Origin of the sequence: Crenobacter intestini (genome assembly GCF_004919095.1) — a bacterium.
GTDB lineage: Bacteria > Pseudomonadota > Gammaproteobacteria > Burkholderiales > Chromobacteriaceae > Craterilacuibacter > Craterilacuibacter intestini.
In genome coordinates this window covers 187604-207339 of sequence record NZ_STGJ01000005.1, presented here as the reverse complement: position 1 = coordinate 207339, position 19736 = coordinate 187604, and the positions used below count along the sequence as shown (strand labels likewise).

Below are 19736 nucleotides of genomic sequence, written 5' to 3'. Positions count from 1 at the left end.
CGCCACGGCAATATCGTGGCCTGTGCGCTGGCCAACAAGCTGGCACGGGTCGTGTGGGCGATTATCGCCAAAGGCGGCGATTATCGCCCCCAGCCCCGTGCCGTGAATTGAAAAAAAACCGCCGGGAGGACCCCGGCGGTGAGTGAAAGCCTGCTATTGCGATGACAGACACTGATGACGACAACCGGCCCACGGCCTGACGGACAACCTGATATCTACAACAGTCTTCTAGACTGGGGGGCTTTTGAGGACCGTCAGGCGCGGCTCACATCATGGATCGGGCTTAGCTGCCCATCAGGAATCCGGATAGATTAGAGCAAGCGTTCCCTGTCATTGTTCATCACGATTCTGTCCTTGCAAAGTTCAGGCTGACCATAGATTGTAGCGACAAGCCCCTTGCATCCCAAACGCCCCCGAAGGCTTGCGACTTCCCCGTCAACAAAGACGCAGGCGAGGCGCTGGCCAACTCGCGATTCGCTACCGTCGAATCGCGAGTTGGCCAGCTTAAGACTTCGCCAGCACCTTTGTTGCCGGCGCGAGCCTACGCGGAAGGGTGGCTGCCGCAAGAACAGTCCGCGATGTCAGCAACAGTACCACCAACTTTTAATTAGGGCATCGCCAAAGAAAAGCCCTGACCGTTTTCTGGTCAGGGCTTTTGCGCATGTGCGTGCGATGCTTTATGCGACCAGCCGACCCGCTTCGAAGCGGACGATATGGTCGGCGATGCGCTCGGCCTGCGCCGGGTTGTGGCTGACCATCACCAGGGTATGGCGCGTCTTGAGTTCGATCAGCGCAGCCTCGAGCTTGCCGCCGGCCTCACCGTCGAGCGACGCGGTCGGCTCGTCGAGCAGCAGGATTTGCGGCTGCAGGGCGAGCGCGCGCGCGAGGCACAGCCGCTGCTGCTGGCCGCCGGACAGTGTGCTTGCCGGGGCGTCCAGCCGGGCGTGCACCTCGTCCCACAGGCAGGCGTCGCGCAGCGCGGTTTCGACGCGTTGCGCCAGCGCCGCGCGCGGCAGCGCGTGAACCAGCGCGAGCGGCAACTCGAGGTTGCGGCGGATCGAGCCGGGCAGCAGTTGCGGGTGCTGGAACACCATGCCGATACGGCGGCGCAGCGCCACCGGGTCGGTGGCAGGCGCGTACGGATCGAGCCAGCGGCCGTCCACGTGCACGCGCACACGGCCGCTGACCCGGGCGCCGGGCACCGGGTCGTGCAGGCGGTTCAGGCAGCGCAGGAAGCTGGTCTTGCCCGAGCCGGACGGGCCGAGCAGCACGGTCAGCCGGTGGGCGGGCAGGTTCAGGCTGATGTTGTCGAGCAGCGTGTGCCGGGCCACGCTGAGCGACAGCTTTTCGCATTCGATCGCGTTCACTGGTCGGATTTTCCTTGCAGGCGGCGGGCGAGGGTGAACAGCAAGGCGGAGAGGCAAAGCAGCAGCAGCGCGGCGGCGAAAGCGCGCGCGAGCTGCTGCTCGTCGCGGTACTCGCTGGCGGTCACCATGATGAAAAACGGCAGCGCCTCGAACGGGTCGAACACGCTGCGCGGCACGCCGAAGCTCGCGACCGCGCCGGTGAGCAGGATGACAGCGACGTCTTCCAGCGCCCGCCCGCACGCGAGCACGGCGCCAGCGACGATGCCCTGCCGGCATTCGGGCAGGTAGACGTGGCGGATTGCCTGCAGCCGCGTCATCCCCAGCGCGTCACAGGCTAGCCTGAGCGCGGCGGGCACGCGCAGCAGCGCCTGGCGTGTGGCGACGGTCGGGTAGGGCAGGATCAGCAGGGCGACGCAACAGGCGGCGAGCAGCAGGGAGACGTTGGCGGTGGGCAACACGCCACGCAACAGCACGATCAGCATGAAGCCGCTCAGGCCCAGCACGATGGACGGCATGCCCGAGAGCAGGTCGGTCATCGCGCGCGAGGCGCGTAGCGCCGGCGAATCGAACTCGGCTTGGGCGACGCCGGCGGCGACGCCCAGCGGCAACGCGATGGCGAGGGCGATCAGCGTCAACAGCGCGCTGCCGACCAGCGCAGGCCACAACCCGTCCCACACCATCTCGGCGCCTATTATCGCCCGCCAAGGGTCGGCGTCGCCGAACAGCAGGTGGCCGTCCAGCGCCGGCGCCGCGTGCGCGACGAGGAAGGCCAGCATGGTTGCGAACAGGGCGAGGATCAGCAACGCCGCACACCAGGCGGCGGCGATCACCACGCGTTCGATCAGGCGGCGCGTCATCGCATGAGCCTGCGCGAGAGGGCGTGGCTGAAGCCGACCCAGGCGAGCAGCAGCAGGCTGCTCGCGTAGATTGCCGCGTACGCGGTGCTCTCGGTATCGGTCGCCAGCGACAGCGCGATATGCGCGCTGAGCACGCGCAAGGGGTCGGCCGGCGACTGCGGCAGCCACGGCGCGTTGCCCGAGAGCATCAGCGCGATCAGGGTATCGCCGGCGGCGCGGCCGGCCGCGACCAGCAGCACCGACAGCATCAGCGGCTTATGCGCGGGCAGGGTGACCCAGAGCAGGCGTTGCACGCGGCGAAGCCCCAGCGCGTCGCAGCTTGGAGCGAGTGCAGCGTCGGCGGGCGCAAGCACGCCGATCAGCGGCAGCGCGACGGTCGGCACCAGCATCAGCCCCAAGGTGAGCGACGCCGCCAGCCACGAGAAGCCCATGCCGACGCCGGCGCTGTCGCGCAGCCACGGCACCAGCAGCCAGACGGCGACGAAGGCGTAGACGATGGTCGGCACGCCGGCCATCAGCGTGAGGACCTGGCGTAGCGGGCGGGCGAGCGCGCGCGGCCCCAGCGCGAGCACGAACAGCGTGCACAAGAGGCCGAGCGGGAAGGCGAGCACGAGGGCGCCGCTCGACAGCAGCAGGGTGCCGGCGAACATCGCGCCCAGCCCGTACTGGCCGGCGGCCGGGTTCCAGCTGAACCCCGCGAGCGAGGCGAGCGCGGCCGGGTCCTGCCACAGCGGGCGGCCCAGCCACGCGAAGAGCAGCAGGGTGAGCACGACCCACAGCGTCGAGACCTGGGCCGCGGCACGCAGCAGCGCCCCGGTCAGGCGCGCGTGCATCAGAAGGCCGGGATGTAGCCGTGCGCGCGGATCACCGACTGGCCTTCGCCGGTCTTCAGGTAGCGGTAGAAGGCGGACGCGAGCGCGTTGGGTTCGCCGCGGGTGTTGAAGTAGAGGCCGCGCACGATGGGGTAGGCGCCCGACTTGGCGTTTTCCTGGCTGGGCGCGTGGCCGTCGATCGCGACCGGCTTCACGCTGGCGTCGACGTAACCCAGGCCCAGGTAACCGATCGCGCCCTTGTCGCGGGCGATCGCCGTCTTGATCGCGCCGTTGGACGCGACCACCGTCGCGTTCGCCGCCGGCGACTGGCCCTTGCCGAGCACCTTGTCGACGAACACTTCGCGGGTCGCGCTCGCCTCGTCGCGGCTGTACAGGTGGATGCGCTGGTCGGCCCCGCCGACGGCTTTCCAGTTGTCGACGCGGCCGCTGAAGATGTCGGCCAGTTGCGCGCGGCTGAGGTTCTTCACCGGGTTGCCGGGGTGGACGGCGACGGCGACGCCGTCGAGCGCGAACTGGAACGGCTTGAGGTTGTACTTGGCGACTTCTTCGGCGCTCGGCGCGCGGCCGGTGCTGCCGATGTCGACGAGGCCGGCGCCGACCTTCTGGATGCCGACGCCGCTGCCGCCGCCGCTGACCGAGATGCGGACGTTGGGGTTGGCGCGCGAGACGTGGCGGGCGACGTCTTCGACGACCGGGATATGCGCGGTGCCACCGGCGACGTCGAGCTTGCCGGACAGGCCCTTGAAGGCGTCGATGTCGGCGGCGCCGGCGTGGGCGGCTGCAAGGAGGGTGACCAGGCCGGCAAAGGCGGCCGCGATGCGGTGCTTGTTCATGGGGAAAACCTCGTCTGGGGTGGCGCACCGGCTAAAGGCGGCGCAAAAGCGGCGGATTATAGCGTGCGCGTTCCGGCATGGCCGCACTGATCGCATGGGATTTGACAAGGATCAGCGCCGGCCGGCGAAGCCGTCGGAGGCCTGCAGCAGGCGGGCGAGGTGCGTGGCGGCGTGAGCGAGCGCCTGCTCCTCGACCCCCGCGTAGCCGAGCACCAACGCCCGCGTATCGGTCGGCGCCAGGCAGTGGCGCTGCCAGGTGCGCAGCCACAGACCTTCATCGGCGGCGCGGCGGGAGAGCGCGTCTTCGTCGAAGGCGTCGGGCAGGCGGGCGATCAGGTGCAGGCCGGCTTCGCCGGCGGACAGCGGCAGCGCGTCGCCCAGTTCGCGCGCGAGCACCGCGCGCAGCAGCGCCTGGCGTTGCCGGTAGAGTTCGCGCATCGCGCGGATATGGCGGGCGAAGTGGCCGTCGGCGATGAAGTGGGCGAGCGCGGCCTGCGCGGGGTAGTGCCCTTCGCGGTAGAGGCGCGCGGCGGCGCGCCGGAACGGGTCGACCAGCGCGTCAGGCAGCACCAGGTAGCCCAGTCGCAGCGCTGGGTACAGCACCTTGCTGAAGGTGCCGACGTAGATCACGCGCCCCTGCCGGTCCAGCCCCTGCAGCGCCGGGATCGGTGCCGAGCTGTAGCGGAATTCGCTGTCGTAGTCGTCCTCGACCAGCCACGCGTCGTGGCGCGCGGCGGTCTCCAGTAGCTCGAGGCGGCGGGTGACGGGCATCACCATGCCGCCCGGGTACTGGTGCGACGGGGTCAGGTAGATCAGCCGCGGCGCGGGGGCGGCTGCTGCGCCCTTGGGTGCCAGGCCGTGTTCGTCGACCGGCATGGGGTGCATGGACAGCGCGGCCGCGTCGAACGCCGCGTGCGCGCCGCCGTAGCCGGGCTCCTCGACCCACGCGGTGTCGCCGGGCTCGGCCAGCAGGCGCGCGGTCAGTTCGAGCGCGGCCTGCGCGCCGGGAACGATCAGGATTTGCGCGGCGTCGCAGCGCACGCCGCGCGACAGCGTCAGGTAGTCGGCGAGTGCCTCGCACAGCAGCGGGTGGCCGCCGCCCTGCCGGTAGCCGAACAGCTCGAGGCTGGCCTGGCGCTGCGCTTGCCCCAGCAGCCGCTGCCAGGTCGCGTGCGGAAAACGCGCGATTTCCGGCATGCCCGGCGCGAAGGCGCCGGTCAGCCCGGCCGGCAGCCGGCTTGCCTGAACCAGCGCGTGGCCGCGTGCGGACAGGCCGCGCGGGTGGGCGGCGGGCGGCGCATCCGGCGTGGCCGGTCGCACCGGTGCGCTGACGTAGGTGCCGCTGCCGTGGCGGGCGGCGAGGTAGCCCTCGGCGACCAGTTGCTCGTACGCCGCGCTGACGCTGCCGCGGGCGATGCCCAGTTCGGCCGCGAGCGCGCGGCTCGACGGCAACCGTGCGCCGCTGGGCAGACGGCCGGCGGCGATCCAGCGGCGCAGCGCGTGCGCGAGCGTCTGCGCGCCGCGGCAGTGTTCGGCAAGCAGCGCCTCGGTCAGCCAGTCCTTGTGCAAGTGGTCCATCCCTTGTCTGCTCAAGTGGCCCTGATCATGGGCCACTTGCCGCCCTATGATAAGCGTTAATTCCTTGCCGAGGTGCCCCGCGTGTATTGCCCACCCTTGTTTGCTGCCAACGACCCCGCCGAGTGTTACGCGCTGATGCGCGCGCACCCGCTCGCCCACCTGGTGCGGCTGCAAGGCGGCAGTCTCGCCGCCGACGCCGTCGTGTTGTGGCCGGACGCGGAAGAAGGCGTGCTGCGCGGCCATGTCGCGCGGGCCAACCCGCTGTCCACCTGCGATGGCGCCGAGGTGCTGGCGATCTTCGGCGCGGACGACGCCTATGTCTCGCCGGGCTGGTTGCCCGGCAAGGCCGAGCACGGGCGGGTGGTGCCGACCTGGAATTATCGGGTCGTGCACGCACACGGCCGCCTGCGCGTCGTCGACGACGCCGCGTGGTTGCGCGCGCAGATGGCGGCGTTGACCGAAGCGCAGGAGGGCGCGCTTGGCGCCAACTGGCAGGTGGGTGATGCGCCGGCCGACTTCATCGCCGCGATGCTGAAGGCGGTGGTCGGCGTCGAAATCGCGATCAGCACGCTTGAAGGCAAGGACAAATTGAGCCAGAACCGCGGCGCGGCCGAGCGGGCGGGCATCCGGCAGGGGCTCGCCGCGCGCGGCGACGCCGCGTCGGCCGCCGTCGCGGCGGCCATGGACAGGATCGAAGCAGACCAGGGAGAGAGATCATGAAGGCGGAAGACTTTTACCTCGCCAAACTCGAGTACGAGACCGACAGTTTCGACGTATACAGCGCGCTTGCGCGCGGCGAGCCGCTGTTGCTTGTTGACGGCCGCTCGGCGGCGGCGTTCGCCGCCGAGACCATCCCCGGCGCGGTCAACCTGCCGCACCGCACGATAGACGCCGCCTCGACCGGGCACTTGCCGCAGGACGTGCTGCTGGTCGCCTTCTGCGACGGCATAGGCTGCAACGCGTCGACCAAGACCGCGCTCGCGCTCTCCCGGCTCGGCTTCAGGGTCAAGGAGCTGCTAGGCGGGCTCGACTGGTGGAAACGCGACGGCTACGCGACGAGCCAAGGCAGTGCCGGCGCCGCCTCGTGCGGCTGCGCGGGGGAGGCCACATGCTGACGGTCGTGGCTTTGCAGGACGAAGCGGGAGTGCTGCTGCGCGAAGACCTGCTCGCGCGCGCCTTGCCGGTACACCGCCAGTTGCGCCCCGCCCTGCCCGAAGACGCAGCGGGCTACCGGACGACGATGGCGCGGGTGTTTGCCGGCGGCGCGCGGATGTTTGTCGCGCTGGATGACGCAGGCCAGGTGCAGGGCGTCGCGCTGTGGCGAATCTACGAGAACACCTACCAGGGGCGGCGGCTGTACCTGGACGACCTGGTGACGGGCGAGGCGTACCGCTCGCAAGGGGTGGGCAAGGCCTTGCTCGCCGCGTGCGACGCCGAGGCCGCGCGACAGGGCTGCGCGTTCTTCGCGCTCGACTCGGGCACCTGGCGCACCGACGCGCACCGTTTCTACTTCCGCGAGGGCTTCACCATCCAGTCGTTCCACTTCGTGCGGCCGCTCGGTTAACACCGGTGCGTGCGTGCGCGGTACAATGACCGGCTCAGCAACGACGCCAGCCATTATCCGGAACGCCATGAAACCGCATCCCCGCAACGCACGCATCAAGGGCGACCCCTTCATCCCCAGCCGCTTCATCTTTGGCGACGCGGTGGACGACAAGGGGCTCGAGCCCTGCGAGTACATCGTGCATACCGAGGAGCCGGCGTTCATCTGCCGCTTGGTCGGCCACGACGACACGCCGTTTGCCGGCCGCGACAGCGAAGCGTACGCGAGCGCGGTGCTGTTCGACGACGAAGAGAACATCACCGTCTACGTGTGCAACAAGGGCTTCAGGCTGTTCGACTTCAACTTCTGGGACGAGCCGCCGACCGCCGCGCAACTGCAGCGCATCTGCGACGAGGCGATCACCGTGTACGACCGCCTGAACCTGGCGTACCAGGAGCGCGACACCAACCCGCCGGCGCGCGAGATGCGCGTGGTGCCGACCGAGCCCCTGCCGCCGGCCGAGCGCCAGGCGGCGATCCAGGACCTGATGGCGAAGGCGCGCGAGGCGGCGGCGCAGCCGATGGCGCGCGTGCAGCTGGCCGCCAGCGTGCAGCTCGCGCTGCAAGGCGGTGACCAGGCGGTGTTCACCGAGGCGCAGCTCGCGCTGCAGGGCGAGGCCGCCGCGCGCGCGCAACTGGTCGACACCGCGCGCAAGTTGATCGCCAACCCCGAGGTGATCCGCAAGGACGGCAGCTTCGCGTCGTTCGAGCTGTGGGCGATGCCGATCGCGTTCTCGCGCGCCAAGGGCGGCGTGTGGTGGCACTTCCCGCTGATGGAGCGGGTCGAGGTCGCGCTGGCCGACGCGCTAGAGGTGCCGGAGAAGGCCATCCTGTGGATGTCGCCGACGCTGTTCACCCTGGACATGCTCAACGAGCGCGCGTGCCAGAGCCTGATCCACCTCGCGCCCATCATGGACGCCGGCTGCGACATCGCGCCGGAAGACCCGGAGGCCGCGCGCGCGACCTTCGAGGCGGCCAACCAGACGGGCGACGCGCAGCTGGTGATCGCGTGGATCCCGTTCATCGTCGAGCGCGGCGTGCTCGACGCGCAGCAGGTGCGCCAGAAGGCGCGCAAGGCGCTCGACGCGACCATGCCGCTGGTGCAGCAGGCGATCAGCAACGAGATGGAGTACGGCGAGGCCGAGCTGTTCGCGCCCTTGCCGATCTGGGAGGCGCTGGAGGCCGGCGTGCGTGCGTGGAACCGCAAGCGGCTGGGGCTGAGTGTTGCCGTCGCCGCGGCGGGGCTCGCGCACCTGCGCGACCTCGAGGCCGTCGCCGAGTACCAGCCCGAACTGCAGGGCTACGAGGTCGCGCTCAAGGCGCGCGGCGGCGAGGCGATCGCGCGCACGCCGTGGCTGGTGGTGCCCGACGTCGCGTCCGACCGCCAGGCCTGCTGGCAGGACCTCGTCGAGTGCATGCAGGAGGCGGGCATCGCGCTGACCGAGCAGCAGACGCGCTGGCATTGAGCCTGCCGCTGGGCAATTCTATTAATTTGGTATATTTTCTCTGGCGAATCTATTTATAGAGGATTGCCAGGTGCGCGTCCTGCGGCTTTTCGACACGCATTCGCTCAAGTTCAGGGCGGCGCTGTTTTGCGCGGCCTTCGGCTGGCTGCTCAGCGCGGTGCTGATCGGCGTCTATTACCTTGAGTCGCGCGGCGCGCTCGAAGCGATGCGGCGCGCGCAGGTCGCGGCGCTGGTCGAGCGCACGGCGACCGACTTCGACGACCGCCTGCGCCAGCGCCAGCGCCTGGTGTCCGACGGCGCGGCGCAACTGACGGTGGGAGCGGAGCAGCTTACGCGCGACGCGGCATCGCTGGTCACGCGCTTCAGCCATTTCAAGGGGCCGTTTTCGGCGGCCATCCTCTACGACCGCCACGGCACCATCATCGCCGACTACCCGAGCCAGCCCGGCCGGGTCGGCGTCAGCGTCGCCGAGCGCGACTACTTCCGGCAGACCCGCGACACCCTCAGGCCACAGGTCTCCGACCCCTTCCTCGCCAAGACTGGGCGGCGCCTGCTGGTCGTCACCGCGCCCATCCTCGGGCCGGATGGCGAGTTCTCCGGCATGCTCGCGGGCACGCTCGAGCTTTTCTCGCAGGAAATGTTCGGCGAACTGGCCGGGATCCGCATCGGCGAGCACGGCTATATCGTGCTGCTGTCGAAGCAGGGCGGGCGTTTCATCTACCATCCGGCGCCGACGCTGATCGACCGCCCGTTCCAGCTGGCCGGCGAATTGCCGTCGCTCGCGCGTGCCCTCGCAGAGGGCGTGGCCAGCGTCGGCCGCGAAGGGCTGCCCGACGGCGGCGAGGGGATCGTCGCCTACCGTCCGCTGCAGGCCGCTGGCTGGGTGCTCGGCGGCGCCTTGCCTGCCGGCGAAGCGGACGCGCCGCTGCTTGCGCTGACGCGTACCCTGCTGGGGCTGGGCCTGGTCTGGCTCTTGCTGGTACCGCCCTTGGCGTGGTGGCTGATGCGCCGCCTGCTGCGCCCGCTGGACGCGATCGAGACGCAGCTTGAGCGTGCGCAGGCGGGAGAAGACCATGTGCCGCTGGCCGAGGACGGCGTACGCGAACTGGCCCACCTGGCCCGCGCGTACAACCGCGCGCTGGCCGCGCGCGAGGCGAGCGAAGCGGACGCGGCCGAGCGCGAGGCCTTCTTTAAGGCGCTCAACGAAGCCTCGCCGCTGGGGGTGCTGGTGTGCAGCCGTTCGGGGGTACCGCGCTACGTCAACCAGATGGCGAACACCCTGCTTGGCGCCGCTGACGGGCGCTGGCTGCACAACGCGCACGGCGACGATTGCGCGCGCATCCTGCGCGCGCTCGCCGACGCGGGCGAAAGTGCCGGCGTCACCCAGTTGCGCGCGCGATTTCGCACCCCGGGTGGCGAGCGGCTGCTCGAGGCGAGCATCGTCGCGCTGGACAGTGCGTGCTGCCTGGTCGTGCTGCTCGACATCACCCGGCAGGATGCCGAATTCCAGGCGCTGCAGGGCGAACGCGAGCGGCAGGCGGCCATTCTGGAGTCGATCGCCGACGCGGTGGTGCTGACCAATCACCGCGACGAGGTCGAATACCTGAACGCGCCGGCCCAGCGCATGCTCGGCGTGCGCGGCGCCGGCGCGCTCGGGCGGCGGCTGGGGGCCGTGGTCGGCCTGCTTGAGCCGGGGAGCGGCTTGCCGGTCGGCGCCCGCGTGCTCGAAGCCGAAGGGCGCAAGACGCTGGAGCTGGACCTGGAGGCGGCGACCGGCAGCCGGCGTGCGGTGACGCTGACGCTGTCGTCGGTATGCGCGCAAGGGGCGATGCAGGGTTACCGCGTCTACGTGCTGCACGACGACACCGAGCGGCGCGCACGCGAGGCCAGCCACCGCTACCAGGCGCTGCACGACCCGCTGACCGGGCTTTTCAACCGCCGAGGGCTGGAGACGGCGCTGCATCAGGCGCTGCAGGCTGACGGTGTCCGTGCCGCGCTGGCGGTGCTCGACCTGGACGGCTTCAAGGCGGTCAACGACCGGGGCGGGCACGCGGCGGGCGACCTGATGTTGCAGCAGGTCGCCCGCGTGCTGGCGCAGCGGGTGCGCGAGGGCGACACCGTCGCCCGGCTGGGTGGGGACGAGTTTGCCCTGCTGTTGCCCGGCTGCCCGCCGGACGCCGCGCAGCAACTGCTCGAGCGGGTCGGTGTCGAGATTGCCCGCCTGCGGGTGGCGGCGGCCGACGGTTTGGCGCTCGGCCTGAGCGCGAGCACCGGGGTGACTTCGCTGTCGGGGGACGACGACGCGGCCACCGCCCTCGCGCGGGCCGACGCGGCGTGCTACCGCGCCAAACGCGCCGGCCGCGACCGCGTCGAACTGGCGGTCTGACTCAGACGCCGACCTTGTCGCGCACGCCGTACCACCACGCGCCCAGCGTCAGCATCGGCACGCGCAGTAAGCGCCCGCCCGGGAACGGGTAGTGCGGCAGCGCGGCGAAGGCGTCGAAGCGCCCGTTCTGGCCGCGGATCGCCTCGGACAGCAGGCGGCCGGCCAGATGGGTGTAGGTGACGCCGTGCCCCGAGCAGCCCTGCGAGTAGTAGACGTTGCGGCCGATGCGGCCGGCCTGCGGCAGGCGGCTGAGCGTCAGCGAGAAGTTGCCGGTCCAGGTGTAGTCGATCTTGACGCCCGCAAGCTGCGGGAAGGTCTTTTCCAGCTTGGGGCGGATCAGCGACTCGATTTCGCCCGGGTCGCGCGCGCCGTACACGGTGCCGCCGCCGTACAGCAGGCGGTGGTCAGCAGTCAGCCGGTAGTAGTCGAGCAGGAAGTTGCAGTCCTCGACGCAGTTGTCGCCCGGCAGCAGGCTGCGCGCAAGCGCGGCATCCAGCGGCGCGGTGGTGACCACCTGCGTGCCGCAAGGTAGCGTCTTCTCGGCGAGCCTGGGGATCAGGTTGCCGAGGTAGGCGTTGCCGGCCACCACCACGAAGTCGGCCTCGACTTCACCGCTGGCGGTGCGTACGCGTGCCGGTTCGCCTTCGACCAAGGCGGTCACCGGGCTCATTTCGCAGATCACGCCGCCCAGCGACTCGAACGCCGCCGCCTCGCCCAGCACCAGGTTCAGCGGGTGCAGGTGGCCGCCCCAGGTGTCGAGCAGCGCGCCGCAGTAAGCGTCGCTGTCGACGATGCCGCGCATGCCGGCCTTGTCGACCATCCGGATGCCGGTGTGGCCGTAACGCTCCCACAGCGCCTTTTTCGCGGACAGTTCGTCCAGCTGCTTCTGGGTGAACGCGGCGAACACGTTGCCGTCTTTCAGGTCGCACTGGATGCCATATTGCTTGATCCGCTCGCGGATGATGCGGCCGCCCTCGAACGCCATCGCGCCCAGCCGCGCGGCGGCTTCCTTGCCGTGGCGCGCCTCGATCACGTCGATGTCGCGGCTGTAACTGTTGACGATCTGCCCGCCGTTGCGCCCCGATGCGCCCCAGCCGACCCGAGCGGCCTCGAGCACGATGACCTTGTAGCCAGCCTCGGCCAGGTGCAGCGCGGTCGAGATGCCGGTGAACCCTGCGCCGATCACGCAGACGTCGGCCCGGACCTTGCCCGCGAGGGCGGGACGCCCGGGGCTTTGGTTGGCGCTGGCGGCGTAGTAGGACGGCGCGTGGTGGCTGAAGTCTTCCTTGTGCATGGCTGTTTCCTTGCTTGTTGTTATGGTGTGCAAAGGGCCGCCCGCGGGCGGCCCCTCGCTTGCGCCCGGACGGGCGTTTAGCGGTCGACGCCGCCGATCAGCACGTACTTGATCTCGAGGTAGTCCTCGATGCCGTACTTGGAGCCCTCGCGGCCGAGGCCGGACTGCTTGACCCCGCCAAAGGGCGCCATCTCGTTGGACAGGATGCCGGTGTTGGCGGCGACCATGCCGTACTCGAGCCCTTCGCTGACGCGGAAGATGCGGCCGATGTCGCGTGCGTAGAAGTACGAGGCGAGGCCGAACTCGGTGTCGTTGGCCATCGAGAGCGCCTCTTCTTCGCTCTTGAAGCGGAACACCGGCGCCAGCGGGCCGAAGGTCTCCTCGCGGGCGACCTTCATCGCCGGGGTGACGTCGCGGATGATGGTCGGCTCGAAGAAGGAACCGCCCAGCGCGTGGCGGCGCCCGCCGCTCACCAGCGTGCCGCCCTTTTCGAGCGCGTCGGCGATATGCTCCTCGACCTTGGCGACCGCCTTGCTGTCGATCATCGGCCCCTGGTTGACGCCGTCGTCCATGCCGTTGCCGACCTTGAGTCTGGCGACCGCGGCGGCGAACTTCTCGACGAAGGCGTCGTACACGCCGTCCTGCACCAGGATGCGGTTCGCGCACACGCAGGTCTGGCCCGCGTTGCGGTACTTGGAAATCATCGCGCCCTCGACCGCCGCGTCGAGGTCGGCGTCGTCGAACACGATGAAGGGCGCGTTGCCGCCCAGTTCCATCGACACCTTCTTGATGGTCGCCGCGCACTGCGCGGTCAGCATGCGGCCGACCTCGGTCGAACCGGTGAAGCTGAACTTCTTGACGGTGTCCGAGCCGGTGAGCACGCCGCCGATTTCGGTCGAGCCGCCGGTGATCACCGAGAACACGCCGGCGGGTACGCCGGCACGCTCGGCGAGCACGGCGATCGCCAGCGCCGAGAACGGCGTCTGCGAGGCCGGGCGCACCACCATCGGGCAGCCGGCGGCCAGTGCCGGTGCGGCCTTGCGGGTGATCATCGCGTTGGGGAAGTTCCACGGCGTGATCGCGGCGGTGACGCCGATCGGCTCGCGGGTGACCAGGATGCGGCGATCAAGACCGGGGCCGGGGATGGTGTCGCCGTAGACGCGCTTGGCTTCCTCGCCGTACCACTCGATGTAGGACGCGCCGTAGGCGATCTCACCGCGCGCCTCGGCCAGCGGCTTGCCCTGTTCGGCGGTCAGGATGACGGCGAGGTCTTCCTGGTTGGCCATCATCAGGTCGAACCAGCGGCGCAGCACCTGCGCGCGTTCCTTGGCGGTCTTCTTCTTCCACAGCTTGAACGCGTCGGCCGCCGCGGCGACGGAACGCTCGGCCTCGGCGCGGCCCATCTTGGGCACGGTGCCGATCAGCTCGCCGGTGGCCGGGTTGTGCACCGGGATCGTCTCGCCGTTGTCGGCATCGACCCACTGGCCGGCCAGGTAGCATTGCTCGCGCAGCAGCGTCGGGTCTTTCAGTTGCAACATGTCAGGCTTCCTTGTCGGCGTGGGCTCAGGCGATGAGGGCGGCTTCCAGCTTGGACAGCGCCTCGGCGAAGATTGCGTCTTCGATGGTCAGCGGGAACAGGAAACGCACCACGTTGTAGTTGACGCCGCAGGTGAGCAGGATCAGCCCGTTAGCCAGCGCGTGCGCCTGCACCTTCTTGGCGAAGTCGGCGTCCGGGCCGCTGCCGTCGGCCTTGTTGAACTCGACGGCGACCATCGCGCCCGGGCCGCGCACGTCGGCGATCTGCGGCACGACCTTCTTCATGGCGGTGAGCTTTTCTTTCAGCGCCGCGCCCAGGCGCTCGGCGCGCTCGAGCAGCTTCTCTTCCTCGATCGCGTCGATCACCGCGTCGGCGGCGGCCAGCGCGAGCGGGCTACCGGCGTAGGTGCCGCCCAGGCCACCCGGCGCCGGCGCGTCCATCACGTCGGCACGGCCGACCACCGCGGAGAGCGGGAAACCGCCGGCCAGCGACTTGGCGGTGGTGATCAGGTCGGGGGCAACGCCGTAGTGTTCGCTGGCGAAGAACTTGCCGGTGCGCGCGAAGCCTGCCTGCACTTCGTCGGCGATCATCAGGATGCCGTGGGCGTCGCACAGCTTGCGGATCGCGGCGACCCACTCGGCCGGCGCGGTGTAGAAGCCGCCTTCACCCTGTACCGGCTCGTAAATGATCGCGGCGACGCGGGAGGGCTCGATGTCGCACTTGAACAGCTTCTCGATGCTGGCGATCGAATCCTCAATGGACACGCCGTACAGCGCGTTCGGGAAGGCCGCGTGGAAAACCTCGGCCGGGAACGGGCCGAAGCCGATCTTGTACGGCGCGACCTTGCCGGTCAGCGCCATGCCCATCATGGTGCGGCCGTGGAAGCCGCCGCCGAAGGCGATCACGCCCGAGCGGCCGGTCGCCGCGCGCGCGATCTTGATCGCGTTCTCGACGGCTTCGGCGCCGGTGGTGAAGAAGGCGGTCTTCTTGGCGAAGTCGCCCGGCGCGTGCGCGTTGATCTTCTCGGCGACGCGGATATAGCTCTCGTACGGCACGACCTGGTAGCAGGTGTGGCTGAACTTGTTCAGTTGCTCGGCGACCGCGCGCTGCACCTTGTCGTGCAGGTGGCCGGTGTTGAGTACGCCGATGCCGCCGGCAAAGTCGATGTAGCGGCGGCCCTCGCTGTCCCACAGCTCGGCGTTCTTCGCGCGCTCGGCGAAGAAGTTGCACATCACGCCCACGCCGCGCGGGGTGGCCTGGGCCTTGCGTTCGAGAAGGTCTTTGCTGTCGGTCATGGTTTGCCTCGTCTTCGTTGTTCTGTCGCTGTGAGCGTCCGGATTGTCGGACAGTCCGCCGGATCATTCTAATCGGCTGTTTAGCGACTTGCTACAGGCATATCGATAAATTAAACACCCCGCTCGCGGGCGTTGGCGAAATGGCGACAGAAAGGCGAGGAAATGCCGTGGGCATTGGTGGCTTGCAAGGTTGACGTGAGCGGCGCAGGCGCGTCGTTCCGGTAGAGGGTGAGGGCGGCGTCTGGGCCGAGGGGGAGGCGGGCGGCGCGCGAAGCGCCGCCGGCCTGTTCAGAAGTAGCGGTTGACGCCGCGCAGCGTGGTCTCGGAGAGTTCGCCGGCGGCGAGCGCCAGTTGCAGCTGGGCGGTCAGGTAGTTGTAGCGCGACTCGGCCAGCGTGCGCTCGGCCTCGTAGTACGCCTGCTCGGCGGAGAGCAGGTCAAGGATGGTGCGCACGCCGACTTCTCTGCCCAGACGGGTTGCGTCCAGCTGGTTCTTCGCCGAGACCAGCAGCCGCTCGTTGGCGTCGACCAGCGCGGCGCCGTTGGCGACGCCGAGGAAGGCCGCGCGCACGTTCTCGCGTACCTTGCGGCGGGTCGCCTCCAGCGTCTCGCTGGCCTGTTCGCGCAGCGCGACCGACTCGGCGACTCTTGAGTTGATGCCGCCGCCGGCGTAGATCGGCATGCTCAGCGTCACGCCGACCGAGCTGCCGCGGCTGTCGTTGACCTGCTGCAGCACCGCATTCGGGTTATTGGTCGTGCGGTCCTGGTAGGCGGCCGACAGCGAAAGCTTGGGCAGGTGCTGGCCGCGCGAGGCAGTCAGATCCTGCTCGGCCAGCGCAAGCTGCTGCGCCGCGGCGGCGACGGCCGGGTTCTGCGCGAGCGCGCGTTCTATCCACGGTTCGACCTTGTCCGGCGTCGGCGGCGCGAGCGCGACCTTGCCCTTGAGCGGCGCGATGGCCTGCGCGTCGAGTCCGGTCAGGGTCTTGAGCGCGTTGCGCCGCACCTCGAGCTCGGAGAGCGCGGCGATCTCGCGCGCGGACGCCGCGTTGAAGCGGGCCTGCGCCTCGTAGGTGTCGAGGATGGTCGAGGTGCCGACGTCGAACGACTTCTTCGCCTGCTCGAGCTGCTTGGCGAACGCCTTCTTGGCCGCCTGCACCGACGCGACGGTGTCCTGCGAGAGCAGCACGCCGAAGTAGGCGCGGGCAACGTCGAGGATCAGCGTCTGGGTGGCCGCGTCAAAGCGGGTGTCGGCCAGGCGGCTGGCGAGCTTGCCTTTCTGGTAGCCGGTCCACGCGCCGACGTCGAACAGCGGCTGGCTGAGCGACGCCTGCCAGCCGTGGCTGCCGTAGCTGCCCGAGGGCGAGGTCTTCACCGGTTCGATGTCGTTGCTGCGGGTGTAGCTGGCGCCGACGCCGACCTGCGGCAGCAGCCCGGCCAGGCCCTGTTCGCGCTTTTGCAGGCCGGCGTCGCGTTCGGCCTTTTGCGCGGCGAAGTTCGCGTCGTACTGGCGGGCGGCGGCCCACGCCTCGTACAGGTCGAACGCGTGCGCGGCGGGGGCCAGGCAGGCGGCGGCAAGGACGGCGAGCGTTGGTGCGATGCGGTTCATGCTTGGTCTTTCATGTCTGTCAGGTTCAGGCCGCGGCCGCCGGTCGGCGCACGCGGAACCACTGCGCGTAGAGCGCCGGCAAAAACAGCAGGGTCAGCACGGTCGCGACCAAGAGGCCACCCATGATCGCCACCGCCATCGGCCCCCAGAACGTGCTGCGGGTCAGCGGGATCATCGCCAGGATCGCCGCCAGCGCGGTCAGCATGATCGGCCGGAAACGGCGCACCGTCGAGCCGACCACCGCCTCGTACGGGTCGATGCCGTCGCCGATGTCGCTCTCGATCTGGTCGACCAGGATCACCGAGTTGCGCATGATCATGCCGGAGAGCGCGATCACGCCGAGCATGGCGACGAAGCCGAACGGCGCGGAAAACGCGATCAGCGCCATGGTCACCCCGATCAGCCCCAAAGGCGCGGTCAGCACCACCATCAGCGTGCGCTGGAAGCTCTTGAGCTGCAGCATCAGCAAGGTGAGCACCACCACCACCATCAGCGGCGCGACCTTATTGATCGCCTCCTGCGATTTCTGGCTCGCCTCGAGCGAACCGCCCACCTCGATGTGGTAGCCCAGCGGCAGCGTCTTCTGCATTTCCTGCAGCTTGGGCCACAGCGCGCGCGCGATGTCGGACGCCTGTACGCCGTCGACGGCGTCGGCGCGCACGGTGACGGTCGGCAGCCGGTTGCGCCGCCACACGATGCTCTCCTCGGGCACATATTCGACCTTGCCCAGCTGGGAGACCGGCACGTAGCGGCCACTGGCCGTTTGTACCATCAATTGGCCGAGCTTGCCGACGTCCAGTTGTTCACCTTTGTTAAGTCTGGCCATCACCGCGACGGTGCGGTCGCCTTCGCGCAACTCGGTAAGCTGCGCGCCCGAGATCAGCAGTTGCAGCTGGCGGGCGAGGTTCTGGCTGGAGACGCCGAGCACGCGCGCCTTGTCCTGGTCGATGCTCACCCTCAGCGACTTGATCTGCTCGCCCCAGTCGTTGTTGACCTGGCGCGTGCCGGGATGGGCGCGCAGGGTATCTTCCACCCTGCTCGCGATGGCGCGCACCTCGTCATGGTCCGGCCCCATCACGCGGAACTGCACCGGGTAGCCGACCGGCGGGCCGTTCTCCAGCCGGGTGACGCGGCCGCGCACCAGCGGGAAGTCGGTGTCGAACAGCGTGCGGATCCTGGCGCGCACCGCCTCGCGGCTCTCCTGGTCGCGCGTCATGATCATCAGCTGCGCGAAGTTCGGGTGCTGCTGCTGCTGGTCGAGCGACAGGAAGAAGCGCGGGCTGCCGGCGCCGACGTAGGTGGTCAAGCTGGCGATGCCGGGGTCGCCGGCGAGCTTCGCCTCGAGCTTCTTCGCCTCGCGCTCGGTCGCCGCGTAGCTCGCGCCCTGCGGCAGCCACATGTCGACCATCAGCTCGACGCGGTTGGACGCCGGGAAGAACTGCTGCGCGACAAACAGCTTGAACGCGCCGACCGACAGCACGAAGGCGCCGAAGGTGGCCGCGATCACCAGCTTGCGGTGGTCGAGGCACCAGACGACCGCCTGGCGGAACCTGCGGTAGAAGGGCTTCTGGTAGACGTCGTCGTGGCCGTGCGCGTGCGCGCGCTCGGGCAGCAACAGGTAGCCCAGGTAAGGCGTGAACACCACGGCGACGATCCACGACAGGACGAGCGCGATGGTGACCACCGAGAACAGGCTGAATACGTACTCGCCGGCGTTCGACTTGGCGAAGCCGACCGGCAGGAAGGTCGCGGCGGTGATCAGCGTGCCGGTGAGCATCGGGAACGCGGTGCTGGTGTACGCGAAGGTCGCCGCCTGGAAGCGGTTCCAGCCTTGCTCGAGCTTGAGCGCCATCATCTCGACCGCGATGATCGCGTCGTCGACCAGCAGGCCCAGCGCGATGATCAGCGAGCCCAGCGAAATGCGCTGCAGGTCGATCTTGAAGAAGTACATCGCGATGAAGGTCATCGCCAGCACCAGCGGGATAGACAGCGCGACGACGATGCCGGTGCGCCAGCCCAGGCTGAAGAAGCTGACCGCGAGCACGATGACCACCGCCTCGATCAGCGCCTTCATGAATTCGCCGACGGCGCTTTTCACCACCTTGGGCTGGTCGGAGATCGCGTCGACCGCGATGCCGACCGGCAGCGCGGCCTCGACCGCGTCCATCTGGCTCGCCAGCGCGGCGCCGAACTTCAGCACGTCGCCGCCTTCCTTCATGCTCACCGCGAGGCCGATCGCCGGCTTGCCGTTAAAGCGCATGCGCATGACCGGCGGGTCGGCGTAGCCGCGGGAAACCGTCGCGATGTCGCCCAGGCGGAACACGCGGCCGCCGGCGGCGACAGGCGTGTTCTCGATCTCGGTGACCGTGTCGTAGGCGCCGCTTGGGCGCACCCACACCCGCTCGTCGGCGGTGTGGAACACGCCGGCGCCGGCCGTCGCGTTCTGCTCTGCGAGCGCCGCCCAGATCAGGCGGGCGTCGAGCCCGAGCGTGGCGAGGCGCGCGTTGTCGAGGTCGACCCAGATCCGCTCCTCCTGCTCGCCGACGAACTCGGCCTTGCCCACGTCGGGCACGCGCAGCACCTCGCGGCGCGCCTTGTCGACTTCGCGCCTCAGCTCCTCGTAACTGAAGCCGTCGCCGGTGAACGCGTACATATTGCCGAAGGTGTCGCCGAACTCGTCGTTGAAGTAGGGGCCGCGTACGTCGGCGGGGAGCGTGTGGCGGATGTCGCCGAGCTTCTTCCTGACCTGGTACCAGTAGTCCTTGACCTTCTTCGGGTCGACGCCCTCGCGCAGGTTGAGGATGAACAGCGCCTCGCCGGGCTTGCTGTAGCTCTTCACGTACTCGAGCTCGCCCATCTCCTGCAGCTTGCGCTCGAGCTTGTCGGTGACCTGCTCCTCGACCTGCTGCGCGGTCGCGCCGGGCCAGGCCACGCGCACCATCATCGCCTTGAAGGTGAATTCGGGGTCTTCCTTCTGCCCGAGCTGCGCGTACGCCCACGCGCCGGCCAGCAGCAGCACCACCAGCAGGTAGCGCACCAGGGGCTGGTTCTTCAGCGCCCATTCCGAAAGGTTCAGTCGCATC

At 69.4% G+C, this 19736-nt stretch carries 15 protein-coding genes and 1 pseudogene; 6 read left to right on the top strand and 10 right to left on the bottom strand.

All coding sequences use genetic code 11. From position 1 onward, the window contains the following. Positions 1 to 111 (top strand): annotated as a pseudogene (locus E5K04_RS06320) (IS110 family transposase); the annotation flags it as partial. A 566-nt stretch (positions 112 to 677) separates the two neighbouring features. Here E5K04_RS06320 and E5K04_RS06315 read toward each other — a convergent pair. The 5 genes from E5K04_RS06315 to pdxR all read right to left on the bottom strand — a co-directional run bounded on the left by E5K04_RS06315 (position 678) and on the right by pdxR (position 5468). Continuing rightward, a complete protein-coding gene (locus E5K04_RS06315) occupies positions 678 to 1367 on the bottom strand; it encodes a phosphate ABC transporter ATP-binding protein (RefSeq protein ID WP_168929167.1) in 690 nt (229 codons plus the stop codon). Beyond that, positions 1364 to 2224 (bottom strand): ABC transporter permease subunit, encoded by an 861-nt coding sequence (locus tag E5K04_RS06310; RefSeq protein ID WP_136552079.1) that lies wholly within the window; start codon positions 2222 to 2224, stop codon positions 1364 to 1366. Before E5K04_RS06310 ends, E5K04_RS06315 begins: the two co-directional genes overlap by 4 nt. Further along, a complete protein-coding gene (locus E5K04_RS06305) occupies positions 2221 to 3057 on the bottom strand; it encodes a PstC family ABC transporter permease (RefSeq protein WP_136552077.1) in 837 nt (278 codons plus the stop codon). The genes E5K04_RS06310 and E5K04_RS06305 overlap by 4 nt, the downstream gene beginning before the upstream one ends. Beyond that, positions 3057 to 3890 carry a phosphate ABC transporter substrate-binding protein gene (locus E5K04_RS06300; RefSeq protein WP_136552075.1) on the bottom strand — a complete coding sequence of 278 codons (834 nt, stop codon included), beginning with the start codon at positions 3888 to 3890 and terminating at the stop codon, positions 3057 to 3059. Before E5K04_RS06300 ends, E5K04_RS06305 begins: the two co-directional genes overlap by 1 nt. Positions 3891 to 4001: 111 nt before the next feature. Continuing rightward, positions 4002 to 5468, bottom strand: a complete 1467-nt coding sequence (pdxR, locus tag E5K04_RS06295; RefSeq protein WP_136552073.1) for a MocR-like pyridoxine biosynthesis transcription factor PdxR — start codon at positions 5466 to 5468, stop codon at positions 4002 to 4004. 81 nt (positions 5469 to 5549) lie between these two features. On the opposite strand from pdxR, the gene E5K04_RS06290 reads away from it, so the two are divergent. The 5 genes from E5K04_RS06290 to E5K04_RS06270 all read left to right on the top strand — a co-directional run bounded on the left by E5K04_RS06290 (position 5550) and on the right by E5K04_RS06270 (position 10922). Continuing rightward, positions 5550 to 6188, top strand: a complete 639-nt coding sequence (locus E5K04_RS06290) for an FMN-binding negative transcriptional regulator (protein ID WP_136552071.1) — start codon at positions 5550 to 5552, stop codon at positions 6186 to 6188. Beyond that, positions 6185 to 6583: a rhodanese-like domain-containing protein gene (locus E5K04_RS06285; RefSeq protein WP_136552069.1), complete on the top strand. Its 399-nt coding sequence runs from the start codon at positions 6185 to 6187 to the stop codon at positions 6581 to 6583. Before E5K04_RS06290 ends, E5K04_RS06285 begins: the two co-directional genes overlap by 4 nt. Then, positions 6577 to 7032: a GNAT family N-acetyltransferase gene (locus E5K04_RS06280; protein WP_235844287.1), complete on the top strand. Its 456-nt coding sequence runs from the start codon at positions 6577 to 6579 to the stop codon at positions 7030 to 7032. The genes E5K04_RS06285 and E5K04_RS06280 overlap by 7 nt, the downstream gene beginning before the upstream one ends. 67 nt (positions 7033 to 7099) lie before the next feature. Continuing rightward, positions 7100 to 8536, top strand: coding sequence for a hypothetical protein (locus E5K04_RS06275; RefSeq protein ID WP_136552067.1), 1437 nt, complete (start codon positions 7100 to 7102; stop codon positions 8534 to 8536). A 70-nt stretch (positions 8537 to 8606) separates the two neighbouring features. Then, on the top strand, positions 8607 to 10922 hold the full coding sequence (locus E5K04_RS06270; RefSeq protein WP_136552065.1) for a sensor domain-containing diguanylate cyclase: 2316 nt from the start codon (positions 8607 to 8609) through the stop codon (positions 10920 to 10922). Between the two features lies 1 nt (position 10923). On the opposite strand, the gene E5K04_RS06265 is transcribed toward E5K04_RS06270, so the two are convergent. The 5 genes from E5K04_RS06265 to E5K04_RS06245 all read right to left on the bottom strand — a co-directional run bounded on the left by E5K04_RS06265 (position 10924) and on the right by E5K04_RS06245 (position 19735). After that, positions 10924 to 12216 carry an NAD(P)/FAD-dependent oxidoreductase gene (locus tag E5K04_RS06265; RefSeq protein ID WP_136552063.1) on the bottom strand — a complete coding sequence of 431 codons (1293 nt, stop codon included), beginning with the start codon at positions 12214 to 12216 and terminating at the stop codon, positions 10924 to 10926. Positions 12217 to 12293: 77 nt separating this feature from the next. After that, a complete protein-coding gene (gene gabD, locus E5K04_RS06260; RefSeq protein ID WP_136552061.1) occupies positions 12294 to 13754 on the bottom strand; it encodes an NADP-dependent succinate-semialdehyde dehydrogenase in 1461 nt (486 codons plus the stop codon). Between the two features lie 25 nt (positions 13755 to 13779). Next, positions 13780 to 15048: a 4-aminobutyrate--2-oxoglutarate transaminase gene (gene gabT / locus E5K04_RS06255; protein ID WP_136552059.1), complete on the bottom strand. Its 1269-nt coding sequence runs from the start codon at positions 15046 to 15048 to the stop codon at positions 13780 to 13782. Positions 15049 to 15336: 288 nt separating this feature from the next. After that, positions 15337 to 16653 carry a TolC family outer membrane protein gene (locus tag E5K04_RS06250; protein WP_136552057.1) on the bottom strand — a complete coding sequence of 439 codons (1317 nt, stop codon included), beginning with the start codon at positions 16651 to 16653 and terminating at the stop codon, positions 15337 to 15339. A gap of 25 nt (positions 16654 to 16678) precedes the next feature. Beyond that, the gene (locus tag E5K04_RS06245) at positions 16679 to 19735 is read right to left on the bottom strand and encodes an efflux RND transporter permease subunit (protein WP_136552055.1); all 3057 of its coding nucleotides are present in this window, start codon (positions 19733 to 19735) and stop codon (positions 16679 to 16681) included. Position 19736: the final 1 nt, after the last annotated feature.